At 40.4% G+C, this 25,222-nt stretch carries 24 protein-coding genes and 3 pseudogenes; 22 read left to right on the top strand and 5 right to left on the bottom strand.

Translation table 11 applies throughout. The features are described from left to right. Positions 1 to 78 precede the first annotated feature (78 nt). On the bottom strand, positions 79 to 549 hold the full coding sequence (locus tag HMPREF3112_RS10635; RefSeq protein ID WP_070439737.1) for a COG2426 family protein: 471 nt from the start codon (positions 547 to 549) through the stop codon (positions 79 to 81). Between the two features lie 301 nt (positions 550 to 850). Between HMPREF3112_RS10635 and HMPREF3112_RS10630 the strand changes: the two genes are divergently transcribed. Continuing rightward, on the top strand, positions 851 to 1,306 hold the full coding sequence (locus HMPREF3112_RS10630) for a CtsR family transcriptional regulator (protein ID WP_014633783.1): 456 nt from the start codon (positions 851 to 853) through the stop codon (positions 1,304 to 1,306). Continuing rightward, the gene (locus tag HMPREF3112_RS10625; RefSeq protein ID WP_070439736.1) at positions 1,307 to 3,757 is read left to right on the top strand and encodes an ATP-dependent Clp protease ATP-binding subunit; all 2,451 of its coding nucleotides are present in this window, start codon (positions 1,307 to 1,309) and stop codon (positions 3,755 to 3,757) included. It begins immediately after the preceding gene. 127 nt (positions 3,758 to 3,884) lie between these two features. Here HMPREF3112_RS10625 and pbp3 (HMPREF3112_RS10620) read toward each other — a convergent pair whose 3' ends face one another. After that, positions 3,885 to 5,141, bottom strand: coding sequence for a D-alanyl-D-alanine carboxypeptidase PBP3 (pbp3, locus tag HMPREF3112_RS10620; protein WP_070439735.1), 1,257 nt, complete (start codon positions 5,139 to 5,141; stop codon positions 3,885 to 3,887). Positions 5,142 to 5,285: 144 nt separating this feature from the next. After that, complete coding sequence (gene pbp3, locus HMPREF3112_RS10615) at positions 5,286 to 6,533, bottom strand: D-alanyl-D-alanine carboxypeptidase PBP3 (protein ID WP_022496762.1); 1,248 nt, start codon at positions 6,531 to 6,533, stop codon at positions 5,286 to 5,288. A gap of 209 nt (positions 6,534 to 6,742) precedes the next feature. Here pbp3 (HMPREF3112_RS10615) and pnp point away from each other — a divergent pair, with 209 nt between their 5' ends. The 13 genes from pnp to rpsI all read left to right on the top strand — a co-directional run bounded on the left by pnp (position 6,743) and on the right by rpsI (position 18,661). Beyond that, positions 6,743 to 8,980 (top strand): polyribonucleotide nucleotidyltransferase, encoded by a 2,238-nt coding sequence (gene pnp / locus HMPREF3112_RS10610; protein ID WP_070439734.1) that lies wholly within the window; start codon positions 6,743 to 6,745, stop codon positions 8,978 to 8,980. Beyond that, positions 8,977 to 9,747, top strand: coding sequence for an SseB family protein (locus HMPREF3112_RS10605; RefSeq protein WP_070439733.1), 771 nt, complete (start codon positions 8,977 to 8,979; stop codon positions 9,745 to 9,747). Before pnp ends, HMPREF3112_RS10605 begins: the two co-directional genes overlap by 4 nt. Before the next feature lie 85 nt (positions 9,748 to 9,832). Further along, positions 9,833 to 10,453, top strand: coding sequence for a serine O-acetyltransferase (gene cysE, locus HMPREF3112_RS10600; RefSeq protein ID WP_002886354.1), 621 nt, complete (start codon positions 9,833 to 9,835; stop codon positions 10,451 to 10,453). Positions 10,454 to 10,829: 376 nt separating this feature from the next. After that, positions 10,830 to 12,173 carry a cysteine--tRNA ligase gene (cysS, locus tag HMPREF3112_RS10595; RefSeq protein ID WP_070439732.1) on the top strand — a complete coding sequence of 448 codons (1,344 nt, stop codon included), beginning with the start codon at positions 10,830 to 10,832 and terminating at the stop codon, positions 12,171 to 12,173. Then, positions 12,166 to 12,567, top strand: coding sequence for a Mini-ribonuclease 3 (locus HMPREF3112_RS10590; protein WP_002886359.1), 402 nt, complete (start codon positions 12,166 to 12,168; stop codon positions 12,565 to 12,567). The genes cysS and HMPREF3112_RS10590 overlap by 8 nt, the downstream gene beginning before the upstream one ends. 289 nt (positions 12,568 to 12,856) lie before the next feature. Continuing rightward, entirely contained in the window at positions 12,857 to 14,533 is a 1,677-nt protein-coding gene (locus tag HMPREF3112_RS10585; protein WP_004182169.1) for a hypothetical protein, read from the top strand. A 47-nt stretch (positions 14,534 to 14,580) separates the two neighbouring features. Further along, positions 14,581 to 15,324 carry a 23S rRNA (guanosine(2251)-2'-O)-methyltransferase RlmB gene (rlmB, locus tag HMPREF3112_RS10580; RefSeq protein WP_004182149.1) on the top strand — a complete coding sequence of 248 codons (744 nt, stop codon included), beginning with the start codon at positions 14,581 to 14,583 and terminating at the stop codon, positions 15,322 to 15,324. A gap of 2 nt (positions 15,325 to 15,326) precedes the next feature. After that, complete coding sequence (locus tag HMPREF3112_RS10575) at positions 15,327 to 15,842, top strand: NYN domain-containing protein (protein ID WP_002886370.1); 516 nt, start codon at positions 15,327 to 15,329, stop codon at positions 15,840 to 15,842. A gap of 8 nt (positions 15,843 to 15,850) precedes the next feature. Then, on the top strand, positions 15,851 to 16,711 hold the full coding sequence (locus HMPREF3112_RS10570; RefSeq protein WP_002889633.1) for a DegV family protein: 861 nt from the start codon (positions 15,851 to 15,853) through the stop codon (positions 16,709 to 16,711). Between the two features lie 152 nt (positions 16,712 to 16,863). Further along, the gene (locus HMPREF3112_RS10565; protein WP_070439731.1) at positions 16,864 to 17,334 is read left to right on the top strand and encodes a hypothetical protein; all 471 of its coding nucleotides are present in this window, start codon (positions 16,864 to 16,866) and stop codon (positions 17,332 to 17,334) included. Between the two features lie 9 nt (positions 17,335 to 17,343). Beyond that, a complete protein-coding gene (locus HMPREF3112_RS10560; RefSeq protein ID WP_002886373.1) occupies positions 17,344 to 17,544 on the top strand; it encodes a helix-turn-helix transcriptional regulator in 201 nt (66 codons plus the stop codon). A 250-nt stretch (positions 17,545 to 17,794) separates the two neighbouring features. Further along, the gene (gene rplM, locus HMPREF3112_RS10555) at positions 17,795 to 18,241 is read left to right on the top strand and encodes a 50S ribosomal protein L13 (protein ID WP_008536246.1); all 447 of its coding nucleotides are present in this window, start codon (positions 17,795 to 17,797) and stop codon (positions 18,239 to 18,241) included. Between the two features lie 27 nt (positions 18,242 to 18,268). Then, the gene (gene rpsI, locus HMPREF3112_RS10550) at positions 18,269 to 18,661 is read left to right on the top strand and encodes a 30S ribosomal protein S9 (protein WP_002888293.1); all 393 of its coding nucleotides are present in this window, start codon (positions 18,269 to 18,271) and stop codon (positions 18,659 to 18,661) included. 109 nt (positions 18,662 to 18,770) lie between these two features. On the opposite strand, the gene HMPREF3112_RS10545 is transcribed toward rpsI, so the two are convergent. Both HMPREF3112_RS10545 and HMPREF3112_RS10540 read right to left on the bottom strand, forming a co-directional pair. After that, positions 18,771 to 18,992: a tyrosine-type recombinase/integrase gene (locus tag HMPREF3112_RS10545; protein ID WP_037611047.1), complete on the bottom strand. Its 222-nt coding sequence runs from the start codon at positions 18,990 to 18,992 to the stop codon at positions 18,771 to 18,773. Between the two features lie 244 nt (positions 18,993 to 19,236). Further along, positions 19,237 to 19,845, bottom strand: coding sequence for a DUF1269 domain-containing protein (locus HMPREF3112_RS10540; protein ID WP_037611045.1), 609 nt, complete (start codon positions 19,843 to 19,845; stop codon positions 19,237 to 19,239). A gap of 350 nt (positions 19,846 to 20,195) precedes the next feature. On the opposite strand from HMPREF3112_RS10540, the pseudogene HMPREF3112_RS11485 reads away from it, so the two are divergent. The 7 genes and pseudogenes from HMPREF3112_RS11485 to cadX all read left to right on the top strand — a co-directional run. Next, positions 20,196 to 20,339: pseudogene (locus tag HMPREF3112_RS11485) on the top strand (IS982 family transposase); the annotation flags it as partial. Between the two features lie 3 nt (positions 20,340 to 20,342). Beyond that, positions 20,343 to 20,676, top strand: a pseudogene (locus tag HMPREF3112_RS11835) (diacylglycerol kinase family lipid kinase); the annotation flags it as partial. A 148-nt stretch (positions 20,677 to 20,824) separates the two neighbouring features. Then, positions 20,825 to 21,415: pseudogene (locus HMPREF3112_RS10535) on the top strand (transposase); the annotation flags it as partial. Positions 21,416 to 21,595: 180 nt separating this feature from the next. Then, positions 21,596 to 21,874: a DUF6110 family protein gene (locus HMPREF3112_RS10530; RefSeq protein ID WP_002893755.1), complete on the top strand. Its 279-nt coding sequence runs from the start codon at positions 21,596 to 21,598 to the stop codon at positions 21,872 to 21,874. 1 nt (position 21,875) lies between these two features. Continuing rightward, complete coding sequence (locus HMPREF3112_RS10525; protein ID WP_002893754.1) at positions 21,876 to 23,939, top strand: heavy metal translocating P-type ATPase; 2,064 nt, start codon at positions 21,876 to 21,878, stop codon at positions 23,937 to 23,939. Positions 23,940 to 24,238: 299 nt separating this feature from the next. Beyond that, complete coding sequence (locus tag HMPREF3112_RS10520; protein WP_045759101.1) at positions 24,239 to 24,853, top strand: CadD family cadmium resistance transporter; 615 nt, start codon at positions 24,239 to 24,241, stop codon at positions 24,851 to 24,853. A gap of 11 nt (positions 24,854 to 24,864) precedes the next feature. Then, the gene (gene cadX, locus HMPREF3112_RS10515; RefSeq protein ID WP_000711078.1) at positions 24,865 to 25,203 is read left to right on the top strand and encodes a Cd(II)/Zn(II)-sensing metalloregulatory transcriptional regulator CadX; all 339 of its coding nucleotides are present in this window, start codon (positions 24,865 to 24,867) and stop codon (positions 25,201 to 25,203) included. Positions 25,204 to 25,222: the final 19 nt, after the last annotated feature.

Raw genomic sequence — 25,222 nt, 5'->3', positions numbered from 1 at the left:
GCAAGCCACCCGTTCTCACGGGTGGTTTTGACTGCTATTAAAAAACGTCTGAGCATGTCCCAGACGTTGAAAAAGTAATTAATGAGCGAAGGTATTTACACCAAGTAGAAGAGAGAGTGTTCCCATGATGATACCTGCAAGGATAACCCCAAGCATAACAGCAATAACACTACGTTTAAAGTCCCAATCTAGGATAGATGCTGCTAGGGTACCAGTCCAAGCTCCTGTTCCTGGAAGCGGGATTCCCACAAAAAGTAGAAGGGCCCAGAAGACACCCTTATCTCCGGCAGCTTTTTCAAGTTTTTGGCCACCACTGTGACCTTTTTTAAGACACCAGGTAAAGAAGCCACCAATCAGAGGTTTGTCTGCCCCCCATTCGAGAACATGGCGGGCGAAGAAAAAGATAATTGGAACTGGAATCATGTTCCCAATGACACAAAGAATTAGGGCTTGCCACCAAGGAATACCTGAGGCGATAGCAACAGGTACGGCTCCACGGAGCTCAACTAAAGGAATCATAGAGATTAAGAGTGCAATGATGTATTTCATGAGTAACCTTTCATAGGGAAATAAATAAGAGATATGAGCTTTATCGAGAGTGATAAGACTAATACTACTGCGAAAGTGCTAAAAAGTACTTGTTGGATTAGGTGGGTCTCAGCCTGTTAAAGTGGATAGAAAATTTGAATCAAACACCTTAAGTTACCTAATATTTCAGTCTTATTTATTGTATCTTATATGGTCTTTAATGACAACTTTAAAAAGCTTTTTGAAGGTATAGTTTCCCATGAGCTGACATTTTTGGTATAATAATAGTCAGTTATAGTCAAATTAGACTGGAGGAATTAAGATGGCAAGAAATACATCAGATAGTATAGAAGAATATATTAAAGAATTGCTGGGCCAGTCTGGAATTGCTGAGATTCAACGCTCGAACTTAGCAGATACTTTTCAAGTTGTACCGAGTCAGATTAACTATGTTATTAAGACTCGTTTTACAGAAAGTCGTGGTTATATTGTTGAGAGTAAACGTGGAGGTGGCGGTTATATTCGTATCGTCAAGGTCAGATTCTCCGACAAGCACCACATGATTAATGATTTGCTTCAGAACTTGGCAGATCAGCTCAGCGAGCAGGTATTTACAGACTTGATTCAGTTGCTTTTTGATGAAAAAATCATCACTGAACGTGAGGGAAATTTGATTTTAGCAACTGCTAGTGATGATGTTTTAGGCGAAGATGCGGCCGCTATTCGTTCGCGTATTCTGCGCTCGCTATTACTTAGATTGGATAGAAAAGGAAATTAGATGACGACATATTCAAGAAAAATGCAGGCCATTTTCCATCGTGCTCAGCTAGAGGCAGAGCGTTTTGGAAGTCCTTTCTTGGAGACTTGGCATGTGCTTCTGGCTATGGTTGAGGTTCCAGGATCTGTAGCCTACCTAACATTTACTGATTTTGAGGACCGTATTCGTGCGGAAGAGATTGAGACCGCTGCTGTACTAGCGATGGAGAAAAGTCCAAAAGACTTGTCTGAATCAGATATTATCGATTTACGTGCACAGTCACATGCTTTAGAGGCTATGTTGCAAGAGGCAGAGGGAATTGCTAGTGTGACTGGTGCTGTAGAGGTAGGGTCTGAACATGTATTGATGGCCTTCCTTCTTCATAAGGATTTGATGGTTTGTCGTCTCCTTGAAGTTGCTGGTTTTCAATATAAGGATGACAGCGATAAGCCTCGTATTATCGATTTACGACGTTCTTTGGAGCGTTACGCAGGTCTTAGTAAGCAAGATTTGAAGGCCATTCATGACCTTCGTAAGCCTAAAAAATCAAAGGCATCAGGAAATTTTGCTAATATGATGCAGCCTCCTCAATCTTCTACTGGGGAACTGTCAGATTATACCAAAGACTTAACGGCAGTAGCCGAATCAGGTGCTCTTGATCCTGTTATTGGACGTGAGAAAGAAATTTCACGCATGATTCAGGTTTTGAGTCGTAAAACGAAGAATAACCCAGTTCTTGTGGGTGAAGCAGGTGTTGGTAAGACGGCACTTGCGCTTGGCTTAGCACAGCGTATTGCTTCAGGCGAAGTACCTTTTGAGTTGGCTGATATGCGTATCTTAGAGCTTGATATGATGAGTGTGGTTGCAGGAACACGTTTCCGTGGCGATTTCGAAGAACGTATGAATCAGATCATTGATGAGATTGAAGCTGATGGAAAAATCATTCTCTTTATTGACGAATTGCATACGATTATCGGTTCTGGTTCAGGTATTGATAGTACCTTAGATGCGGCGAATATTTTGAAACCCGCTCTAGCACGTGGAACCCTTCATATGGTTGGAGCAACTACTCAAGCTGAGTACCAGAAGCATATTGAAAAAGATGCAGCTCTTTCTCGCCGTTTTGCTAAAATTACAATTGAGGAGCCAAGTGTACCTGAGGCGATTGATATTCTAAAAGGCCTACGGTCGTCTTATGAAGACTATCATCGTGTAACGATTACTGATGAGGCAGTTGAGACAGCGGTCAAGGCGGCCCACCGTTATTTGACAAGTAAAAACTTACCTGACTCTGCCATTGATCTTTTAGATGAAGCGAGTGCAACTGTTCAAGGTCGTATCAAAAAAGAAGCCAAACGTGAGATAACGCCTTTGGATGAAGCACTTCTATCTGGTGATATGAAGGCTGCTGTTAAACAATATAAAGCTAGCCAAAAAGCAAAATTACCCAAACCTGCCTTGGTAGATGCAGATCAGATTATGCAAACCCTTAGTCGTCTATCAGGTATTCCTGTTGAGAAGATGACTCAGGCAGATAGCAAGCGTTACTTGAATCTGGAAGCAGAGCTTCACAAACGTGTTATTGGTCAAGATGAAGCAGTTTCAGCCATTAGTCGTGCTATTCGTCGTAACCAGTCAGGTATTCGTACTGGAAAACGTCCAATTGGTTCCTTTATGTTCCTTGGACCTACTGGTGTTGGTAAGACAGAATTGGCCAAGGCTTTGGCGGAAGTTCTCTTTGATGATGAGTCAGCTTTGCTTCGCTTTGACATGTCAGAATACATGGAAAAATTTGCGGCTAGCCGACTTAACGGTGCTCCTCCAGGTTATGTTGGATATGATGAGGGTGGTGAATTAACAGAGAAAGTTCGCAATAAGCCTTACTCAGTTCTCCTCTTTGACGAGGTGGAAAAGGCTCACCCAGATATTTTCAACATCCTCTTACAGGTTTTGGATGATGGTGTCTTGACGGATAGTCGAGGTCGTAAAGTTGACTTCTCAAATACCATTATCATTATGACTTCGAACTTGGGAGCGACTGCTCTTCGTGATGATAAGACCGTTGGTTTTGGTGCCCAAGACATTTCTCATAATCACCAAGCTATGCAGTCACGTATCATGGAAGAACTTAAGAAGGCCTACCGCCCAGAGTTTATCAACCGTATTGATGAGAAGGTTGTCTTCCATAGTCTAGAGGAAGAGCAACTTCGTGAGATTGTTAAGATTATGGTGAAACCGTTGGTATCAGCTTTGGCTGAAAAAGGGATTGACTTGAAATTCCAACCAGCTGCCCTTAAGCATTTAGCTAAAGATGGTTATGATGTTGAGATGGGTGCTCGTCCATTACGTCGTACGATTCAAACTCAAGTGGAGGACAAGTTATCTGAGCTCTTACTAGGTGGCCAAGTAGTTAGTGGACAAACTCTTAAAATCGGCTGCTCGAAAGATAAATTAACCTTTACAGTAGTGTAAAAATCAAACAAAAAGACATATTACAGGTGTAGTCTGTCTTTTTTGTGTCAATAGGAGTCAAGGTAGAGTCAATCTTTCTGTAAAGATGGGGTAAAAGAAAAAGCCGAGCAAAGCTCGACTGTAATGATTAGAGTTTTTCGTTGACAAAGTTGACAAAGTGATTCCACCAGACCTTGAGGAAGAAGCTTTTCTTAACTTCTTTACCAGCAACCAGTTCCATGCTAGGCATACCTTGGTTAGGCAAGTAACCTTCTCCTACAAGTGACTTATCTTCAAAGGTAGCAGTTCCAACCTTGTCACTTGAGTTGACAGGGGCTTGGACTTGATTTGTAGTAACTTTAATATGTTTACTATTGTTAGCATCTATTTTTTGGATGATATTAAAGTCAGACTTAGCGACGGCAGTGACTTGCTTAGATTTACCATCAATAACATGGGCTTGACTTTTACCGATGGCTTGTCTTTTCTTGGCAATGGTCTTGCTTTCCCAGTGATAGACTACGTAATTAAGCAGGTCGTTAGTTGCAGTGAAACGGGCATAGTCGTCGGTGTCGGTATTATCAGCATTCATAATGACTGTGATAATGCTCATGCCACTTTCATTTGAGTGGGCCACGAAGGAAGCACCGGCTAAATCAGTGGTTCCCGTTTTTAGGCCATCCACTCCTTTACGATAACTAGGTTGTCCCTTGAGCATATAGTTGAAGGTTTTAAGTTTGTTGACACCATCAAAGTCAGCCTCAGTTTTTTTAGTGATGTCGAGAATTTCAGGATATTCTTTCACCACGTGTTGTGCAATGATAGCAACATCTTTAGCACTCATGGTATTTTCTTCGTCTGATTTAGAGCCTGGATAGATATTGTCACCTAAGTAAGAATTATTGAGACCAGAGGCATTGACAATCTTGGCATCAGTGATACCCCAATCTTTAAGTTGGGCTTTCATCATGTCGACAAACTTACTTTCGGTTCCTCCGATTTCCTCGGCTAGAGCAATAGATGCACTGTTGGCACTGGAAATAAGAGTTGCGTCAAGAAGTTGTTTGACAGTGTATTTGCGGGCATCTAGTGGAATATTGGATACTCCGGCACTGACAGTTAGTTCAAAGGGATAGTCAGAAATCTCAACTTTGCTATTCCATTTGAGGTCTCCCTGATCTACCGCTTTATACACCATGTAGGCCGTTAGGAGCTTGGTAATAGAGCCAATCCCTGTAGAGGTAGTGGCATCTTTTTCGTATAAAATTTTGCCAGTAGTCGCTTCGACAGCGATGGCATGTTTGGCTGCGGCATCATATCCTTTTTTCTTATCTGCTGCAAAAGCAGGGGCTACGCTTCCCAGACAGAGTAAGAAGGTCATCATAAGCGTAATCAGTTTTTTCATGGTTTGTTCCTTCATGTGTTTTGGATATTTATTATACCACATTTTGAGAGGAACTTAAGGTGTTGAGAAGGGGCTTTTACTTACAAGACCAATTTTGAAGGCAAGATAAAACTACCTTTTGATAGCTAAAAGGTAGTTTTGTGTTTACTTGTTTCCTGTAAAGAAATTAACGATATGATTCCACCAAACTTTTAAGAAGAAACTTTTCTTGATAGATTGGTTGGCTGTTACAGAAACTTGAGGTGGCTCAGAGATGTAACCTGTCCCTACGAGATCCTTATCATCAAAAGTTGCAGTTCCGATAGTATCCCCTTTTTTGATAGGTGCCGTTATGGTTTTTGCTTTGATTTTAACAGCATCATTTTTACTATTTATTTTTTGAACGACCGTAAGGTCTGACTCGAGTTTAGCAGAGATGGTTTGGCTATCTCCGTCAGCCACCTTGATATCATTTTTCTTGACGATTTGTCCTTTGGTGTTGAGGGTTTTGATTTCCCAGTTTTGTGTCACATAATCTAGCAACTCATTTGTGGCTGTGAATCTGGCAGCTTCATCTTCTCCGCCATTATCCGCATTCATAACAACGGTAATCAAGCTCATGCCATTTTCATTGGAGTGGGCTACGAAGGAAGCCCCTGCAAGTTCAGTTGTTCCAGTCTTGAGTCCATCAACGCCTTCACGGTAGTTGTCTTGACCTTCTAACATGTAGTTGTGCGTCGTTAATTTGTTGTCACCTTCGAAATCAGTTTCGGTTTGCTTGGTGATTTCAAGTACCTGAGGATAGTCTTTGATGAGGTGGTCTGCAATAATGGCAACATCTAGAGCACTCATAGTATTTTCGTCATCTGCTTTAGAGCCAGGATAGCGGTTATCGCCTAGGTATTTATTATTTAGTCCTGAAGCGTTGTATAATTTAGCATCTGTAATGCCCCACTCTTTAAGTTGGGCTGTCATAGTGTCAACAAATGCACTCTCTGATCCTGAGATTTTTTCAGCTAGAGCAATAGCAGTACTGTTAGCGCTGGAAATGAGGGTGGCATCTAGGAGCTGTTTAACAGTGTATTTTCGGGAATCTAGTGGGACATTTGAAACTTCTGAATCAACGGTTAAGTTGAAAGGATAGTCTGAGATATCGACGTCAGTGTCCCAGGTAATTTTTCCTTGGTCAACTGCTTTATAGACCATGTAGGCTGTTAGGATTTTAGTCATTGAAGCCACACCGTCAGGAGTAGTGGCGTCCTTTTCATAGAGGACTTTCCCTGTAGTTGCTTCGACAGCAATCGCATGTTTAGCGGAAACATTGAAGTCATCTGTCTGTTCTTGTGCTAGAGCAGGTGTTACTAGGCCTAGTAAGATTAAGGCAATCATAATGATGTGTTGTAATTTTTTCATAGTCATTCCTTTGTCTCTCATAAGTGTTTATTATATCACAAAACGACTTAAATATCTGAGAGAAAGGGAGACTTGGGTGCTAACTTATGCCGGAGCTCTGCCATTTTTGACTATATTATGGTAAAATGAAAGTTATATCAAATGAATGACATAAAGTTGACCGGTTCGTTTTTGTAAGGGCTGGTCATGGATAAAAAGAGGGATCAAACATGGCTAAACAAACTTTTGAGATGACCTTTGCAGGACGCCCGCTTGTCGTTGAAGTTGGGCAGGTAGCCAAGCAGGCTAATGGTGCTGTCGTCGTGCGTTATGGAGATACAACGGTATTATCAACAGCTGTTATGTCTAAAAAGATGGCAACGGCAGATTTCTTTCCTTTACAGGTTAATTATGAGGAAAAAATGTATGCAGCTGGCAAGTTCCCGGGGGGCTTTAACAAGCGTGAGGGTCGCCCTTCAACAGATGCCACGTTGACTGCTCGCCTCATTGATCGTCCTATTCGTCCTATGTTTGCGGAGGGCTTTCGTAACGAAGTTCAGGTCATTAACACGGTTCTCTCTTATGATGAGAATGCTAGTGCTCCGATGGCGGCTATGTTTGGGAGTTCTTTAGCTCTTTCTATCTCTGATATTCCTTTCAATGGTCCAATTGCTGGGGTTCAAGTAGCCTATGCTGCAGAAGATTTCATCATCAATCCAAGTGCAGCGGATAAGGAAGTTTCACTTTTAGATTTGACAGTGGCAGGTACCAAGGAAGCTATCAATATGGTAGAGTCAGGTGCCCAGGAATTGTCTGAGGATATTATGTTGCAAGCACTCTTGAAGGGGCATGAGGCCATTCAAGAGTTGGTTGATTTCCAAAATTATATCGTTGCAGCTGTTGGTAAGGAAAAGGCTGAGGTTGAACTTCTACAAGTTGATGCTGATTTGAAAGTCGAAATCGAAACAGCTTATTATGATCAGTTAGCTAAGGCTGTTCAGGTGGAAGAAAAACTGGCGCGTGAAGCAGCAACCCAGGCTGTAAAAGAAGAGGTCCTCGCTTCTTATCAGGAACGCTTTGCGGAAGATGAGGATAAGGAAACTATTCTGCGTGATGTGGCAGAAATCCTTGAGCAGATGGAACATGCTGAAGTGCGCCGTCTCATTACCGAGGATAAGGTTCGTCCAGATGGCCGTCGTGTGGATGAAATCCGTCCTTTGGACGCAGAGATTGACTTTCTTCCTAAGGTTCATGGTTCAGGTCTCTTTACACGTGGTCAAACTCAAGCCTTGTCAGTTTTGACTTTGGCACCTATGAGTGATACACAGCTTGTTGATGGTTTGGATCCAGAGTATAAGAAGCGTTTCCTTCACCACTATAATTTTCCTCAGTATTCAGTGGGTGAAACAGGGCGTTACGGTGCACCAGGTCGACGTGAAATTGGTCACGGAGCCTTGGGTGAACGTGCCCTTGCTCAGGTTCTTCCAAGTATTGAAGAGTTCCCTTATGCTATCCGTTTGGTAGCAGAAGTCTTGGAGTCAAATGGTTCTTCCTCACAAGCTTCTATTTGTGCAGGAACCTTGGCGCTTATGGCTGGAGGTGTACCGATTAAGGCACCTGTTGCAGGTATTGCCATGGGACTTATCTCAGATGGTACTAACTACACTGTCCTAACTGATATTCAAGGTTTGGAAGATCATTTTGGAGATATGGACTTTAAGGTAGCTGGTACACGTCAAGGAATTACAGCTCTTCAGATGGATATTAAGATTTCGGGTATTACACCGGCCATTCTCGAAGAGGCTTTGGCTCAGGCAAAGGTAGCTCGTTTTGAAATTCTTGATGTTATTGAGTCAGCAATCGCTGAGCCACGTCCAGAATTGGCACCAACAGCGCCTAAGATTGATAGTATTCAGATTCCTGTTGACAAGATCAAGGTTGTCATCGGTAAAGGTGGCGAAACTATTGACAAGATTATCGCTGAAACTGGTGTCACTATTGATATCGATGAAGAAGGTCTTGTTCAGATTTTCTCTAGCGATCAGGATGCTATTATCCGTGCTAAAGCTATCATCTCCGATCTTGTACGTGAAGCTAAGGTTGGTGAAGTTTACACTGTACCCGTTGTGCGTATTGAAAAGTTCGGTGCCTTTGTCCACCTTTTCAATAAGACAGATGCTCTCATCCATATCTCAGAACTAGCTTGGGAACGTACTGAGCATGTCGAAGATGTGGTTAAAGTTGGGGGTACGGTAACTGTTAAAATTATCAAAATCGATGAAAAAGGACGTATCGATGCCTCAATCAAGGCCTTGCTTCCTAAGCCTGAAAAACTTGATGATGGGGAAAATGGAGGAGAGCAGCGACATCGCCGTCGTTCTCATCATAAACCACGCCACCATAATGAAAGTGGTGAAGCACCGAAAAATCCTGATAAATCAGAAACGAAAGAACACACAGAAGAATGACAGAAAATCAAGAATTGCAAGCTTTTGATGAAACTCTAAGAGAATTTTTAAAGGAACCAGACCACTTTTTGACCAGTCTGGCTTTGGTTAATCACCTACAACGTACTCCCGTCTTGGCTGCCCAAGACCTCTACGCAGTTGAAGTGGAAGGAAAGAAGGTTGTTCCTGTCTTCACCAATGAACAGGACCTACAATCTTTCCAAGCTACTCAAGAGAGTGCTCGAGAACAGACTTGGGTAGAACGTTCGAGCTTAGATGTTTTAACACAACTTGTTCAGGCAGAGCTTTTTGGTCTTGCTTTCAATTTAAAAGAGGATGGTGACTTCTCGAATACCACTCTTTTTGCAAGCAGTGAACTCATCCAGTTTATCAACTATTTCACTCAGACCCTTAATAATCTTTTGGGTGAGGAAAATCAAAAGGCAGATCCTAAAGATAAGATTTATCTTGTTCCAGCCTTCATTCACAAACGAGAGGAAGATGGCCAGGATGACCGTCTCTTTGCGACCATGTCGAATGCAGAGGGACAGAGTTATGTGCCTGTGTTTACGAACTTAACGAGCTTTGCAAAATGGTACGGTAACGAGACTTTTGGCCTACCTTTCCGTAAGGCTAAAGGGACGATTTTGCAATGGCCACTGTCAGAAATTTACCAGCCTTCAACAGGTGAAAATGAGTTGGATAAGGTTCAAGGTATTGTCATCAATCCGTTTGATGAGCAGCCTGAGTTAGTCGACTGGTCTTATTTTGAAGGGGATAGCGAGTAGACCTAGTGTTGGTAGCTTTCCACTTTAAATAATAATAGGGCCACAGCAAACAATAATAACAATAATGATGTAAGGAGTGACCTAAATGGGTTGGTGGAAAGAAAGTATTGATATAGTAAAGAAAAATGACCCAGCAGCTCGGACGAGTCTAGAGGTTCTTTTAACCTACCCTGGATTAAAAGCCTTGGCTGCCCATCGTATCTCACATTTTCTCTGGCGCCACCATTGTCGACTCTTAGCGCGTATGCATAGTCAGTTTTGGCGCTTTTGGACTCAGATTGAGATTCACCCAGGGGCTCAGATTGCTGAAGGTGTCTTCATTGACCATGGCTCTGGCCTTGTTATTGGTGAGACAGCTGTTGTGGAGAAGGGGGCTATGCTTTACCACGGTGTCACTTTAGGTGGTACTGGTAAAGATGTCGGAAAACGTCACCCAACCGTTCGTGAGGGTGCCCTAGTTTCAGCCCATGCTCAGGTCATAGGCCCTATTGAGATTGGAAAGAATGCTAAGGTGGGGGCGGCAGCCGTGGTTGTTGCAGATGTCCCAGAAGATGTTACAGTCGTTGGTGTTCCTGCTAAGGTTGTGCGTGTTCATGGTCAAAAGGATGAAGAAGTTATCCACGATATTGAAGAAGGTCGTGAATACTATAGCGAAAAGCTAGAAGACCTTCTAAAAGCAGCTAGCTTCCACTCATCACGTCTATAAGGAAAGGAAACGATGAAACTCTTTAGTTCAAAGGTGACTCGATTGACGGTTGTGGGTCCTCTTGCTCTTGTTTACATTGCTTTACATAGAGCAGACTATAGCATGGCCGCCTTATGGTTTTGCATTGCTCTGTTATGGGCCGGTCTGGTTTTTAAGCAACGACACAAGTGAGATTTGAGTAATGAAAAAATTCTTTAAGGAAAATCCTTTTTTGGTCTTCTATATAGTTGGGAGTTTTCTTTCAGCTATGTCTCTCTTGGCTCAAGGTCAGCTAGTTGCGGCTATTTGGATTATCATTCTCGTTATACTCTTGTGTTTGTACCTAAACCATATCAAGGATAAAAAATAGTTTCCAGTTAATTGAAAGGAATCTCAAGTGATTAAAATTTATGATACGATGACACGTTCGCTCCGTGATTTTGTACCTTTGACAGAAAATGTTGTCAATATGTATGTCTGCGGACCAACAGTTTACAATTATATTCATATCGGAAATGCCCGTTCAGCAGTAGCTTTTGATACTATTCGTCGTTATTTTGAGTATTGTGGCTATACAGTCAACTATATTTCCAACTTTACGGATGTAGATGATAAGATCATCAAGGCAGCCAATGAAGCTGGTATTTCAACTAAGGAATTGTCGGACAAGTTTATCGCGGCCTTTATGGAAGATACCGGACAACTTGGCATCAAACCAGCGACACAAAATCCACGTGTTATTAACTACATGGATGAAATCATTGCATTCGTGTCAACCTTGGTTGACAAAGGATTTGCCTATGTCTCTGAAGGTGATGTTTACTTCCGAGTAGCTAAGTCAAACAACTATGCTAAATTGGCTAACAAGACCTTGGAAGATCTTGAAATTGGTGCAAGCGGACGTACGGATGCTGAAACAGAACGTAAGGAAAATCCTCTAGATTTTGCCCTTTGGAAAGCTGCCAAAGAGGGAGAAGTTTCTTGGAATAGCCCATGGGGACCTGGTCGTCCTGGTTGGCACATCGAATGTTCTGTTATGGCGACTGAAATCCTTGGAGATACCATCGACATCCATGGTGGAGGGGCAGACCTTGAGTTTCCACACCATACCAATGAAATTGCCCAATCAGAAGCCAAAACTGGCAAGACCTTTGCTAACTACTGGATGCATAATGGTTTTGTCAATGTGGATAATGAAAAAATGTCAAAATCCTTGGGTAACTTCGTGACCGTTCATGATATGCTTCAAACGGTTGATGGTCAAGTGCTTCGCTTCTTCCTAGCAACACAACAGTACCGTAAACCAATTAACTTTACAGAAAAAGCTATCCATGATGCTGAGGTTAATCTTAAGTATTTGAAAAATACCCACAGTCTTCCGTTGACAGAACAGGTGAATCAAGCTGAGTTGCAAACTTATCTTGACGCCTTCCAAGAAGCTATGGATGATGACTTTAATACGGCAAATGGAGTGACTGTTCTGTTTGACATGGCTAAATGGATTAATTCAGGCAATTATGATCAAACCGTTAAGAATGCTTTTGAAAAAATGCTCCAAGTCTTCGGTATTGTTTTCGAAGAAGAAGTCCTTGATGAAGATATCGAAAAACTCATTGAAGAGCGTCAAGCGGCGCGTGCCAACAAGGACTTTGCGACAGCAGACCGTATTCGCGATGAGTTGGCTGCTCAAGGTATCAAACTTCTTGATACCAAGGAGGGCGTGAGGTGGACACGTGACTAAACATCTTGATGTCAACCTTATTAACGGCATTGCTCTCGCCTTTGAGGGAGATGCTGTTTATTCCTTGTACATTCGCCGTCACCTGATTTTTCAAGGTCAGACCAAGCCAAATCAACTGCACCGTCTAGCTACACGCTATGTTTCAGCTAAGGCCCAGGCTAGTCTCATTGAAAAAATGCTAGAGCAAGAGCTTTTGACTGAAAAAGAGCTAGACATATATAAAAGAGGTCGTAATGCGAATAGCCATACCAAGGCTAAAAATACAGATGTTATTACCTATAAAATGTCAACAGGCTTCGAAGCAGTCATGGGCTATCTTCATATGACAGAGGATATCGCTCGCTTAGAGGAACTGATTGCTTGGTGTATTGACGAAGTTGAAAAAGAAATCTAAAAATTCTGCCGAGAGCAGGATTTTTGTTATTTAAAGGCTATAAAAATTGTAACAGTTAGCCAGAGTTTTAACATTTAGATTATTTGAGAATCAAAGTAATTCAGCGTCTTGATAATGAAAAATAAGATGAAACTAATATTTAGCACCTTGAAAATGAGAAAGTTAAGGGGTGTCTGACACGTGTAAAACCCCGATATTATAGCGTTTTTTAATAAAACTAATTTGACAGAAAGTAAAAAAAAAGTCTATAATATTAATAAATGAGGCCATCTAAAAAATGAGGAGGTGAATGGAAATAGCTAAGAAAAAAGTTTTCTATACAACTTTTGCTGCTTTGATTTTATCTAGCTTTACGCTTCAAACAGGTAAAGCAGATGAAGTTCAGGTAAAACCTGATGAAGCTAAAATAGATTATGTTAATAGTGAGGCACCGGCTCCAGTTGCTCCTCAGGCTGATTTTTCATCAGTAGGAGCTAAGGCAGAGCCAGCGAGTCAAGTAGGTTCAGTAGTGACCTCAACATCACTGATGGTTGTCTCTTCAAGTGAGACAGATGAGGGGCTTCTTGAGGTACATTCTCAAGTTGATATCGTGGAGACTAGCGTTTCTACGACGACACCTCATTCAGAAGAGGCTCGTGCCCAGGCTTTTGGTGAGGATCGATCAGTAGCGGCATCTGAACGAGGAGATGCAAACCCAACATCTGATTCTGAACAAGCTAAACCAAATATTGTACTTACTTATGATAAGTCTCGTGAGGCTACAGCGACTGCAGAGTCTCAAGCTGTAACTTCAATGTATAAGAGTGAAAGCACACTATACACATCTGAACTTGCTGGAAATACACATGCAGTTATTGAAAAATCAGAGTATTCTTCACTGGATTCTCATACGACATCTGTAAGTGCGACTCCTACTAGCCAAGCTATTGCAACTTCTGAAGTCGCTTCTGAGTCTGCAAGTACTGCAAGCTCTCTTGCATCTACCGCTCCAGAAACGAGTCAGTTAAATAATAATTCAGAAGATAGCTTAACTGTCCTTACGGTTGGCTGGAAAGATTCATCATCAACTTCTGAGGTCTTTAAAACTTCTGAAGTGGTTTCTATGTTGCAAAGTGAGAGTTTGACCTATTCGTCAGAGGTAACCTTTACGGATGGACTCATCTCAGAAATCTTAGCGACTCCAATCACTTCTGAAGTATATACCGTTGTTCCAAAACGAGACAGTACTGGAGCGCTTCTTGAAGATCAACCTGCTGTTACAGGGAATACAGATATTCTTTATTTAGCACGTGGTGAAATCTTTAACGTCAACTTTGATGTTAACAAGATGGAAGGTAAGAAGATTAAGGGCCTTAATCTAGTCCTTGATGGCAAACAAATTCATCATAGCTACTTTGTTGAAGGAACTCTGGATGAGGTCAATGCTGGTTTGAGTGCCTACCATTTGGCAGAGCAAACGACTGGTATTCATAAAATGACCTTTGAGTTGATTGATACGAATAACAATATTCATTACCTGACACAGACTTTTAGCGTCTTCAATGAAGGCGAGCGTCCAGTGACACCGGATAGTTACCGTAGGAATCAGTATTCATCAACAACGACAACAACGACTGTACCGGTTACTTATAATACCAGTGCAAATAGCTACACTGAAACCGCCAATCATATACAAGCTACGGCTGTCAATGAGTTGGCTGAGACAACTAGAGCGCTAACACAGCAATTGGCAGAACAAATTGCTGAGGTTTTGAGTGGTTGGTCTTCAGCGATTTCTGGAAATAGTTCAACAAGCACAGGTTCAATTGATATCTTCCAAGCAGCAGGTAAAACCATTACTCAAGCTGCGAGAAAGATTGCAGAATCAATCTCAGATCCAGATACAATTGGTAAGCAAGCTTTGGCTGCTGCAACTGTTGTTCTCGTTCTTCTAGTGCTTTACCTAGCAGCAATTACATTTATTTAACATGCTTTGCCCTCGTAAGAGGGCTTTTTTTATGATAGAATTAGCTTATGAAAACAACTAAAGAATTAAGTCTAGACATTGTTTATGGTGTGCATGCCGTAACAGAGAGTCTGGAAGCAAATACTGGAAATAAACTCTATATTCAAGATGATCTTCGAGGAAAAAATGTTGATGCCATTAAGGCCTTGGCAGCTGAAAAGAAGGTTTCCATCTCTTGGACACCTAAGAAAACCTTGTCTGATATGACAGGTGGAGCTGTGCATCAAGGTTTTGTTCTTCGTGTGTCAGAGTTCGCTTATTCTGAGCTCTCAGTTATTATGGATAAGGCTGAACAAGAGGAGAATCCTCTAGTCCTCATTTTAGATGGACTCAACGATCCTCATAACTTTGGTTCTATCCTACGTACAGCTGATGCTACTCAGGTGACAGGAGTTATTATTCCTAAGCATCGTGCTGTGGGGGTAACACCTGTCGTTGCCAAGACATCAACAGGGGCTGTGGAGCATATTCCCATTGCCCGAGTGACCAATCTTAGCCAAACTCTTGATAAGCTTAAAGAAGCAGGCTTCTGGGTATTTGGTACGGATATGGATGGCACCCCATCTCATAAATGGAACACAGCTGGAAAGGTTGCCCTTATCATTGGTAATGAAGGTAAGGGAATCTCTGCTAACATCAAGAAACAAGTGGATGAGATGATTACTATTCCTATGAGTGGTCATGTGCAGAGCCTTAATGCCAGTGTGGCAGCTGCAGTTCTCATGTATGAAGTTTATCGAAACCGATTGTAACTATGAAAAAAAGAATACTTCTAGTTGATGGTTATAATATGATTGCCTTTTGGCAAGAAACCCGTCAACTCTTTAAGACCAATCAGCTTGATCAAGCTCGTGAAACCTTGCTTCGTAAGCTCAATCATTATGCTAACTTTGAACATATTGATATTATCTGTGTATTTGATGCTCAGTTTGTTCCAGGGAGTCGTCAACGTTATGATCAATATCGTATCAGTGTTATTTTTACTGAGGAAGATGAGACAGCAGATAGCTATATTGAGCGCGCAGCGGCTGAGATGAATACTGTTCAAAATCTAGTTGAAGTAGCAACTAGTGACTTAAATGAACAGTGGGCTATCTTTTCACAAGGAGCTTTACGTGTTTCGGCGCGTGAGTTGGAAGAGCGTGTCAATACAGTAAAGTCTGACTTAGACAAGATGTCGGCACATATTGACTTAAAGACACCAAAACTACGTCCATGGGACGATGCACAATTAGGGAAATTACAGGACCTTTTAAATGAAATAGAATAGAGGGATATATGACATTTAACATTTTGACAGATTCCACAGCAGATCTAGATGAAAAATGGGCTCAGGAGAATAAGGTAGAGCTCGTTGGTTTGACCATTACGCTTGATGATATTGCCTATGAGACCGTTGGTCCTAACCGTTTAACGAGTGACCGTCTCTTAGAACGTATGCAAGAAGGTAGTCAGCCAACCACAAGCCAGGTGAATGTTGGTCAATTTGAAGAGGTTTTTCGTCGTCATGCCAAAAATGGTGATGCCCTTCTTTATATTGCCTTCTCATCAGTGCTTTCAGGTACTTATCAAAGTGCTGTTATGGCGCGTGACATGATTTTGGATGAGTACCCAGAAGCTGTCATTGAGATTGTAGATACCCTGGCGGCAGCAGGTGGGGAAGGATATCTCTCTATCTTGGCGGCAGAAGCTCGCGACCAAGGTAAGAGCTTGTCTGAAACGAAAGCCATGATTGAGGACATTCTGCCACGTTTACGGACCTATTTCTTAGTTGATGATCTCTACCATCTCATGCGTGGGGGTCGCCTTTCTAAGAGCTCAGCCATTATTGGTAGTTTGATTAATATCAAGCCTCTTCTTTGGCTGGACGCTTCAGGTAAGTTGGTTCCTCTGGCCAAAATACGTGGACGCAAAAAAGCTATTAAAGAAATGGTCCTACAAGCTACCCAGGATATTGGACATAGCACAGCAATTGTCGCTTATGCCAATGATATTGAAGCGGCGGAGAATCTAAAAGAACAATTGTTAGCAGTTGACGGCATTGAGCAAGTTCTCATTATGCCACTTGGACCAGTCATCTCTACCCACGTCGGACCAGATACCTTAGCTGTCTTTACGATTGGTAAAGAAGCTAGATAGAAAAAGTGTCAGATAGGATTTCCTATCTGATTTTTTGTTTTCTGAAATGATAGATTAATAGAAAATCAAAAGATAACCTATACAAAATGAATGATATATTTGACATAGCGTAAAATAATGTTATAATTAATCTAGAAAATGGAGGAAACAAAATGAAAAAGTCAAAGAAAAAAGTAGCTAGCACGATGGATGAACGTGCTCAGTTGATCAGCGGAGAATCTTCTGCTAGAGGTTATTGGGTAGCCATGCTTGGTATATTTGTAACGATTATGGTTGCTAGCAAGACACACTCCGTCGAATTAGTGCAGTCACTATTAATCATCACTTTCGTTGGTTCTATGTGCGTAGTCGTAGTGCATAGCGTATCACGTAATGGGCATCCATGGTTACTGGACAAAAAAATTGAGAAGAAGATGCTCATATTATCCTGGGTAATGTGTCTTTTGGGAATTTTTATATCGCTAATGGGCCTCTTAAGTCTATTTCAGTCGTTTAAGATAGGGAAGAATCTTATGAGTAGTGTAGCATTTTTGACATTGGGGTTGACTCTTCTTTGTGATTGCTGGGTTATTATTAACAGAATCAAGAAGAACCGTCTGGAAGAACTAGAAGACGAAGAATAGGATTTTTGAATGAAAAATTTAAAAATGAAGTCAGCTCGTGTAGCAAAGGATCTCACTCAACAAGGCTTGGCAGATGCAATTGGTGTTTCGCGTCAGACCATTTCAGCTATTGAAAAAGGTGATTACAACCCAACTATAAATCTGTGTATTGCTATCTGCAAAACTCTGGACAAAACTTTAGACCAGCTTTTTTGGGAATCTGAGGATTAGTTTGTATCGCTTTAGAGGTTATTTAGGGATGAATTCTAGTCTTACACCTTATAAAATGAGAGACTAAAAAAATACAAAAAATAAAAGAAAAACATCTCCAAATGACTTGCCTTGGACGTGTTTTTTTGATATTATGTTAAACGGTATTGTTTACCCCATTTGAAAGGCCCCGGAACCTTCCAAATACTTTTCGATGGGAAGGAACACCCATCACTCGTAAACAAAAATCGAACTATATATAGGAGAAATCATGAACAAAACAACATTTATGGCTAAACCAGGCCAAGTTGAACGTAAATGGTATGTCGTTGACGCAACTGATGTGCCACTTGGACGTCTTTCTGCAGTAGTTGCTAGCGTACTTCGCGGAAAAAACAAACCAACTTTCACACCACACACTGATACAGGTGACTTCGTAATCGTTATCAATGCTGAAAAAGTTAAATTGACTGGTAAAAAAGCAACTGATAAGATCTACTACACTCACTCAATGTACCCAGGTGGATTGAAACAAATCTCAGCAGGTGAACTTCGTTCTAAAAACGCTGTTCGTTTGATTGAAAAATCAGTTAAAGGTATGCTTCCACACAACACTCTTGGACGCGCACAAGGTATGAAATTGAAAGTCTTCGTTGGAGCTGAGCACACTCACGCTGCACAACAACCAGAAGTACTTGATATCTCAGGACTTATCTAATTCTAAGAGGAAAGGAGCACTAATATAATGGCACAAGCACAATATGCAGGTACAGGACGCCGTAAAAACGCCGTTGCACGCGTACGTTTGGTTCCAGGTACTGGTAAAATCACAGTTAACAAAAAAGATGTAGAAGAATACATCCCACACGCAGACCTTCGTCTCGTTATCAACCAACCTTTTGCAGTTACTTCAACTGAAGGTTCATACGACGTACACGTTAACGTTGTAGGTGGTGGATACGCTGGTCAATCAGGTGCGATCCGTCACGGTATCGCTCGTGCACTTCTTCAAGTAGATCCAGACTTCCGCGATTCATTGAAACGCGCTGGACTTCTTACTCGTGATGCACGTATGGTTGAACGTAAGAAACCAGGTCTTAAGAAAGCTCGTAAAGCATCACAATTCTCAAAACGTTAATCAACACGATTATATCAACGTTTACAGACATTCAAGAATTATTTCTTGGATGTCTTTTTTTGTTCAAAAAACTAAAGTTCACCCCAAAATTCACCCCATATTCACCCCATCAATTTTTTAAACTACGAAAAGCAATATCACCTACAGTCCGATTGACTTTATCTTTGATATTAACGTAAGTTTTTGTAATCTCTTTATCACTATGAGTAAGAGCTTCTGAGATGGCTTCAAGAGAAACACCTGCTTGTTTAGCAAGAGTAGCACCAGTATGTCTTAGTTTGTGTGGTGATGCTGGTGCTAATTCGGGATGTCTTCGTCTGACTGATTTCATCTTGATAAAACTTAAAATTTTTCTAATTATAACGAAGCATAGTCAAAAAGCTATGACCTCTATATTCACAAAAAAATCCAGACCAATACTAGTCCAGATTTCTTGTCTATTAAACATTCTTTTCAAAGAATGGAAGAACGGCTGTAACGGCTTTGTCAACGCAATTATTTAACTGTGAGAATCCGACGCACATAAATTTTAAATGGCGTCTCAGTCACATTTAAATTTATGAGACGCTTAGACGTTAGGCTTTCAATTTATCAAATTTTGATTTGATGTTTGCCTTGAACTCTTCAATTTTGGCCTTGCGCTCTGCTTTACGTTCAGCCTTCATTTGCGCACGCGCTTGGTTGTAGAGGTCTTCTTGGACTTGCAGAGCTGCTTCGATTTCGGCTACGACGGTTGCTACATCCCAACGCACGATTTGGGTGTCGTACTTGGTGAAGTAAGCATCGATGACTGCTTCGTTGTTTTCTTGCACCAAGGCGACAACGGCTGTTTCGCCGTCGATCAATTTTTGAGACACAACGTCAATCAAGCCAGCTTCTGCCGTATCAACGGTATCACCAGCAGCCAAACCATAGAGGCTGCCAATACCATAACCAAACAAGACGCCGATAGGACCACCCAAAAGCCCGATAACTGCACCGAGCAAGCCACCTTCTAGGGTTGCATCCGTCGTTGAATCTTCAAAGTCATAGCGTTCTTTTTCAACGATGTGACCGTTTTCATTTTTGACCAAGGCGATTTGAGCAACCTTGGTCGTCTGAGTTTGGCGGAAAGCCTTCAAATCCGCAAAGGACTGATAAGCTTCGCTTTCAGTGTTAAAGACTGAAACTACTAGGTTTTCCATAGTTAGTACCTCTTTTCTAAAAATTACATGCGCATTATAACACAGTTTCAATCACTTTTCAATCATTTTAGTGCGACATTTTAATTGCTATGTCGCGTTTATCAGCGTCAAAGAACAGTTTCAGCAGCGGTATATCTTTGCCATATCCCAGCCCAGACACTCTGGAGACTCTGAGTGACTATCAAGAAAGATGTCCATCAGATTCTTAAAGCCTCCCGTGCAAAAAGTAAATAAATAGTGTTTTTCCTGTATGCCTGTCACACGGCTAAAAGACCGCTTGACCAAATCTTCCAGAAAATTATAGCAGATATTATGTACCAGCTCTGTGTAGCGAGTCTGATGAGCGTGCCGAATCACAACGACCCTTTTATAGAATCTGCCAACTGTTTCCTTATGGTCGATTCCTTGAAAGAAGTCGCTTTATTCGTCGGTCAAGACAATTAATTTGGCTGGTGCAACTGATTCGCCAAGCTATGAACAAGCAATTATTACCTTTTGAAAGCGAAAATGGCAATTATGAAGGTGAAGCTACTCAGGTCTTAGTTCTTCTATCCAATTACTATGCAGACAAATAACTATTTGATGAAAATACAGATGAATATGGAAATATCTTGATTTTAAAGGATTCATCCATCATTTCTAAATTATCGGCTATCCCAGATTTATTAAAAAGGGGATCTAGTAGGTAACAATAATATCGAATATATCAAAGTACGCAATATTAGGATTTCTTCAGAGGTTGAGTTAGAGTCAGATGTTGATGGGGATAAGTCGGATAATCTGCCAGTAGATATAAAAATACTAGAAAACAGGCTTGAAAAAGGCTCGTAAAGCTAGCCAGTTCTCTAAACGTTAATTCGTTGCTGGACAGCAGAATACAAACGAAAACACTTTGCATCTTGCAAGGTGTTTTTTTCTATGAGAACTGGCGGTGCGCAATTAGGATAGCTCTAGCGACTTTAGTCGCATAGAGATATGCTATGCACAGTTGCCTCAAGAAAACAATGCTTCTTGGTCCACCCTGTTAGACAAGCTTCAAAACCAAGGAATCCAACAGATTTCTCTTGTAGTTACAGATGGCTTTAAGGGGCTTGAGCAGATTATCAGTCAGGCTCACCCATTAGCTAAACAACAATGTTGCTTAATTCATATTAGTCGAAATCTAGCTAGTAAAGTGAAACGAGCAGATAGAGCGGTTATTCTGGGGCAATTTATAATGATTTATCGTGCTGAAAATTTAGAAATGGCAGGACAAGCTTTAGAGGACTTTCTCGCCGAATGGAAACCAAAGTATAGGAAAGTCATGGAAAGTCTGGAGAAGACGGATAATCTTTTAACTTTTTATCAGTTTCCCTACCAGATTTGGCACAGCATGTATTCGACAAACCTCATTGAGTCTCTTAACAAAGAAATCAAACATCAAACGAAAAAGAAGGTTCTTTTTCCTAATGAGGAGGCTCTGGAACGTTACTTAGTTACGTTGTTTGAAGATTATAATTTCAAGCAAAGTCAACGAATCCATAAAGGGTTTGGTCAATGTTCTGATACACTTGAAAGCTTATTTAATTAACACTCCGTAACTCTACTTAAGTGTTTACACATAATTATTTACAGTATCAAAAAATAAAGTATATTGTTTTCATCATAATATAATTAAATATCAGTATAGAGAATTTTATCTATATATCAGATATCAGCAATTGCTTTTGCTGTCATTTTTCGCTACAATAGTTACAAGGAGGAAATAAACATGTTAAAAGAAGTATTAAACGTCGCAAAAGTTGCGAAAAAATCATCTCTCTTCTTAGGAGGGGTAGCATTTGGGACGCTTGGCTTGAAAGTCTTAGCAAGTAAAGAAGCTAAGAAAGGCTATTCTAAGGCCTTGGCTAAAGCTTACAAATTGAAAGATGGACTGGATGCATCTGTTTCTGTTGTAAAACAACACGGTGATGATGTTTTACAAGACGCTAAATATTTATACGAACAGGAAAAGAAAGAAGAACAATTAGATAGCCTGACAGGTGAATAATATGTCTTTTAAAGTGCTACACAGAGGATATCAACATATCCGATTATCGTCCTCGTTTTCACTGACCTTGGATATTCAAGATTATCTTCGTTCCTTGGCTAAAGATGAAAAAGGGATCGACTCTATTCAGTTTTATATGGATCAGCAGCACTTTACTCTACGTATGAAAGAAGGCTTCTCTGTATTAGAAAATGCAGAGGCCTTTTTAAAAAAAATTGACAAGGGGAAAGTTTCGGACTTGATGACTCTTCCCATTCGTAGAGAAGAGAGTGCTTATTCAATTGTATCGGGTGCAGCGATTAAGCGTTTGCTGTTTCGAAGTTTTGTACCCTACCCTATTCGTTATATTTGGACTTGTTATCAGGCTTTGGGTTATGTCAAAGAAGCCTATCAAACTTTAGCGCGCAAGGAACTAACCATGGAGGTCTTGGACTGTTCGGCCATTTTGTTGTCCTTGTTTATGAACCAATCCAAGACAGCTAGCAACATCATGTTTATGCTTGATTTGGGTAATCATCTGGATCAGTGGTCTTTAAAAAAAACAGCAACAGATTTGGAACAAAGCCTTCTTGCTAAAGAAAGTGATGTTTTCTTAGTGCGGGGAGACATGGTCATCAGCATCAAGAGTTCTGATGTTCAAGTAGGTGATGTATTAGTTGTCTCCCAAGGTAATGAAATCTTGTTTGACGGCCAAGTGGTTTCAGGATTAGGCATGGTCAATGAGAGTTCCTTGACTGGAGAGAGCTTCCCTGTTGAAAAGAAAGAGGGAGATTCTGTATGTGCGAATACTGTTTTGGAAACAGGAGAGTTAAGAATTCGTGTGACTGATAATCAGATAAACAGTCGTATTTTGCAACTCATCAATCTGATGAAAAAATCTGAAGAGAGTAAGAAGACAAAACAACGTCATTTTATTAGGATGGCAGACAAGGTTGTAAAATATAACTTCTTAGGTGCTGGTTTGACTTATCTGTTAACAGGTTCGTTTTCAAAAGCCATTTCCTTTTTATTGGTGGATTTTTCATGTGCTCTAAAAATATCCACACCTGTAGCCTACCTTACGGCCATAAAGGAAGGTCTAAATCGAGAAATGGTTATTAAAGATGGTGATGTATTAGAAAAATATCTGGAAGTGGATACTTTCTTGTTTGATAAAACGGGTACCATCACGACGAGTTATCCTTTGGTTGAAAAGGTTCTTCCTTTCGGAGATTATACTGAGAAAGATATTTTAAGAATAAGTGCATGTTTGGAGGAACATATCTATCATCCTATTGCCAATGCAATTGTTAAACAAGCTGAAATTGAAGGCATTGAACACGAAGAAATGCATGGCAAGCTTCAGTATGTTGCAAGCAAAGGGATTAAATCGCAAATTGATGGTCAATCGGTTGTCATTGGAAATTATGTACTAATGCAAGACGAACAGGTAAGAATTAGTTCTGAGCAGCTGGCCTTGATTGAGCAATATAAGACTCATTACAATTTATTGTTTTTGGCTTATAAGAAAGAATTAATTGGGATGTTTTGTATCCACACTCCCTTGAGAAGCGAGGCGAAAGTTGCATTGAAAAAGCTAAAGCGCCAAGGGAAAAAACTGATTCTGGCAACTGGTGATACGTTGGCTAGAACAGAAGAGTTGGTTAAAGATCTGCCATTTGACAACGTTTATACTGATTTAAAACCAGATGGTAAGTTTCAGTTGGTTCAGGAATTACAGAAAGCTGGCCGAACTATTTTGATGGTTGGAGACGGGTTAAACGACTCTGCTGCCTTGACGCTTGCAGATATTGGGGTTGTGATGAATGAAAGTGCTGATATTTCTAAGCAGATGAGTGATATTTTATTATTAGATAATCGTTTAGATTTCTTCGAGGAATTGAATTCTTTATCTGAATCGTTGCAGAAATTAATTCAAAGAAATATTCAAGAAACAGTTGTAATAAATGGAAGTTTAATTGGATTTGGGTTGTTAAATTGGTTAAGCCCATCTAATCTTTCGATATTGCACAATCTGACTACTTTAAGAATCGTCCTTCGTAGTCTTTCTATTAAAAGTAGGTAAGAGACCGAGAAGCTGAGGTTATAAAAACTAAAAGGAGTTGTCTCATTTGAGAATAACGGCTCTTTGTCAACTGTAGTGGGTTGGTGGAAAATTATACCCTGGAGAGGACCAAATTGGTTCTCTCCTTTTAAATATTGAAAAAACCATTGGCAGTGGACATACTTTAAGACTATATATTTCTGAAACTAGTTTCACAATACAAATATTGACATGCAATTATTAATTGGTGGATTTTAAGTTGACATCTACAAAGTTTAATGTTAAAATACATTCAAAAATATATTTGAATGAGGTGCTTTATGGTTCAAAATGTTGTTACTTCAATAATCCTGTATTCTGGGACAGCCGTAGACTTACTTATTATCCTAATGTTATTTTTTGCCAAAAGAAAAAGCAGAAAGGACATCATTAACATCTATTTAGGACAATTTCTAGGCTCTGTTAGTCTAATATTCCTAAGTTTGCTTTTTGCATTTGTCTTGAATTATATTCCTAGTAAAGAGATTTTAGGTTTACTCGGTTTGATTCCAATTTTCCTAGGCCTCAAAGTTTTGCTTTTAGGAGATTCTGATGGAGAAGCTATTGCAAAAGATGGTTTGCGAAAAGACAATAAAAACCTGATTTTTCTAGTCGCTATGATTACTTTTGCAAGTTGTGGCGCTGACAATATTGGTGTCTTTGTCCCATATTTTACCACCTTAAATTTAGCGAATTTGATAGTGACTTTACTTACTTTTCTAGTCATGATTTATCTCTTGGTTTTTTCTGCCCAAAAATTAGCACAAGTCCCTTCTGTTGGAGAAACTTTGGAAAAATATAGCAGATGGTTTATTGCCGTTGTCTATTTAGGATTGGGGATGTATATCCTGATTGAAAACAACAGCTTTGACATGCTATGGGCTGTGTTAGGCTAGGAGAAAAAAATATGAAAAAAGATAGTATCTGTCAAGTGGATGTTATAAATCAACAAAATGTTACAACCGCAACGAACTACCTTGAAAAGGAAAAAGTCCAAAAATCACTTCGCATTTTATCAAAATTTACCGATAATAAACAGATAAATATCATCTTTTATCTCCTTGCCGTCGAAGAACTCTGTGTCTGCGATATAGCCTGTTTATTAAATCTCAGTATGGCATCTGCCTCCCACCATCTTCGTAAACTAGCCAATCAAAACATCTTGGACACTAGAAGAGAGGGGAAAATTATATATTATTTTATAAAAGATGAGGAAATCAGAGATTTTTTTAATCAACTAGGATAACAACTATTTTTACTACTTT

Source organism: Streptococcus sp. HMSC10E12 (assembly GCF_001807855.1).
GTDB lineage: Bacteria > Bacillota > Bacilli > Lactobacillales > Streptococcaceae > Streptococcus > Streptococcus salivarius.
Note: the sequence above shows the minus strand (reverse complement) of the source record. Positions and strands in the feature narration are given on the sequence as shown.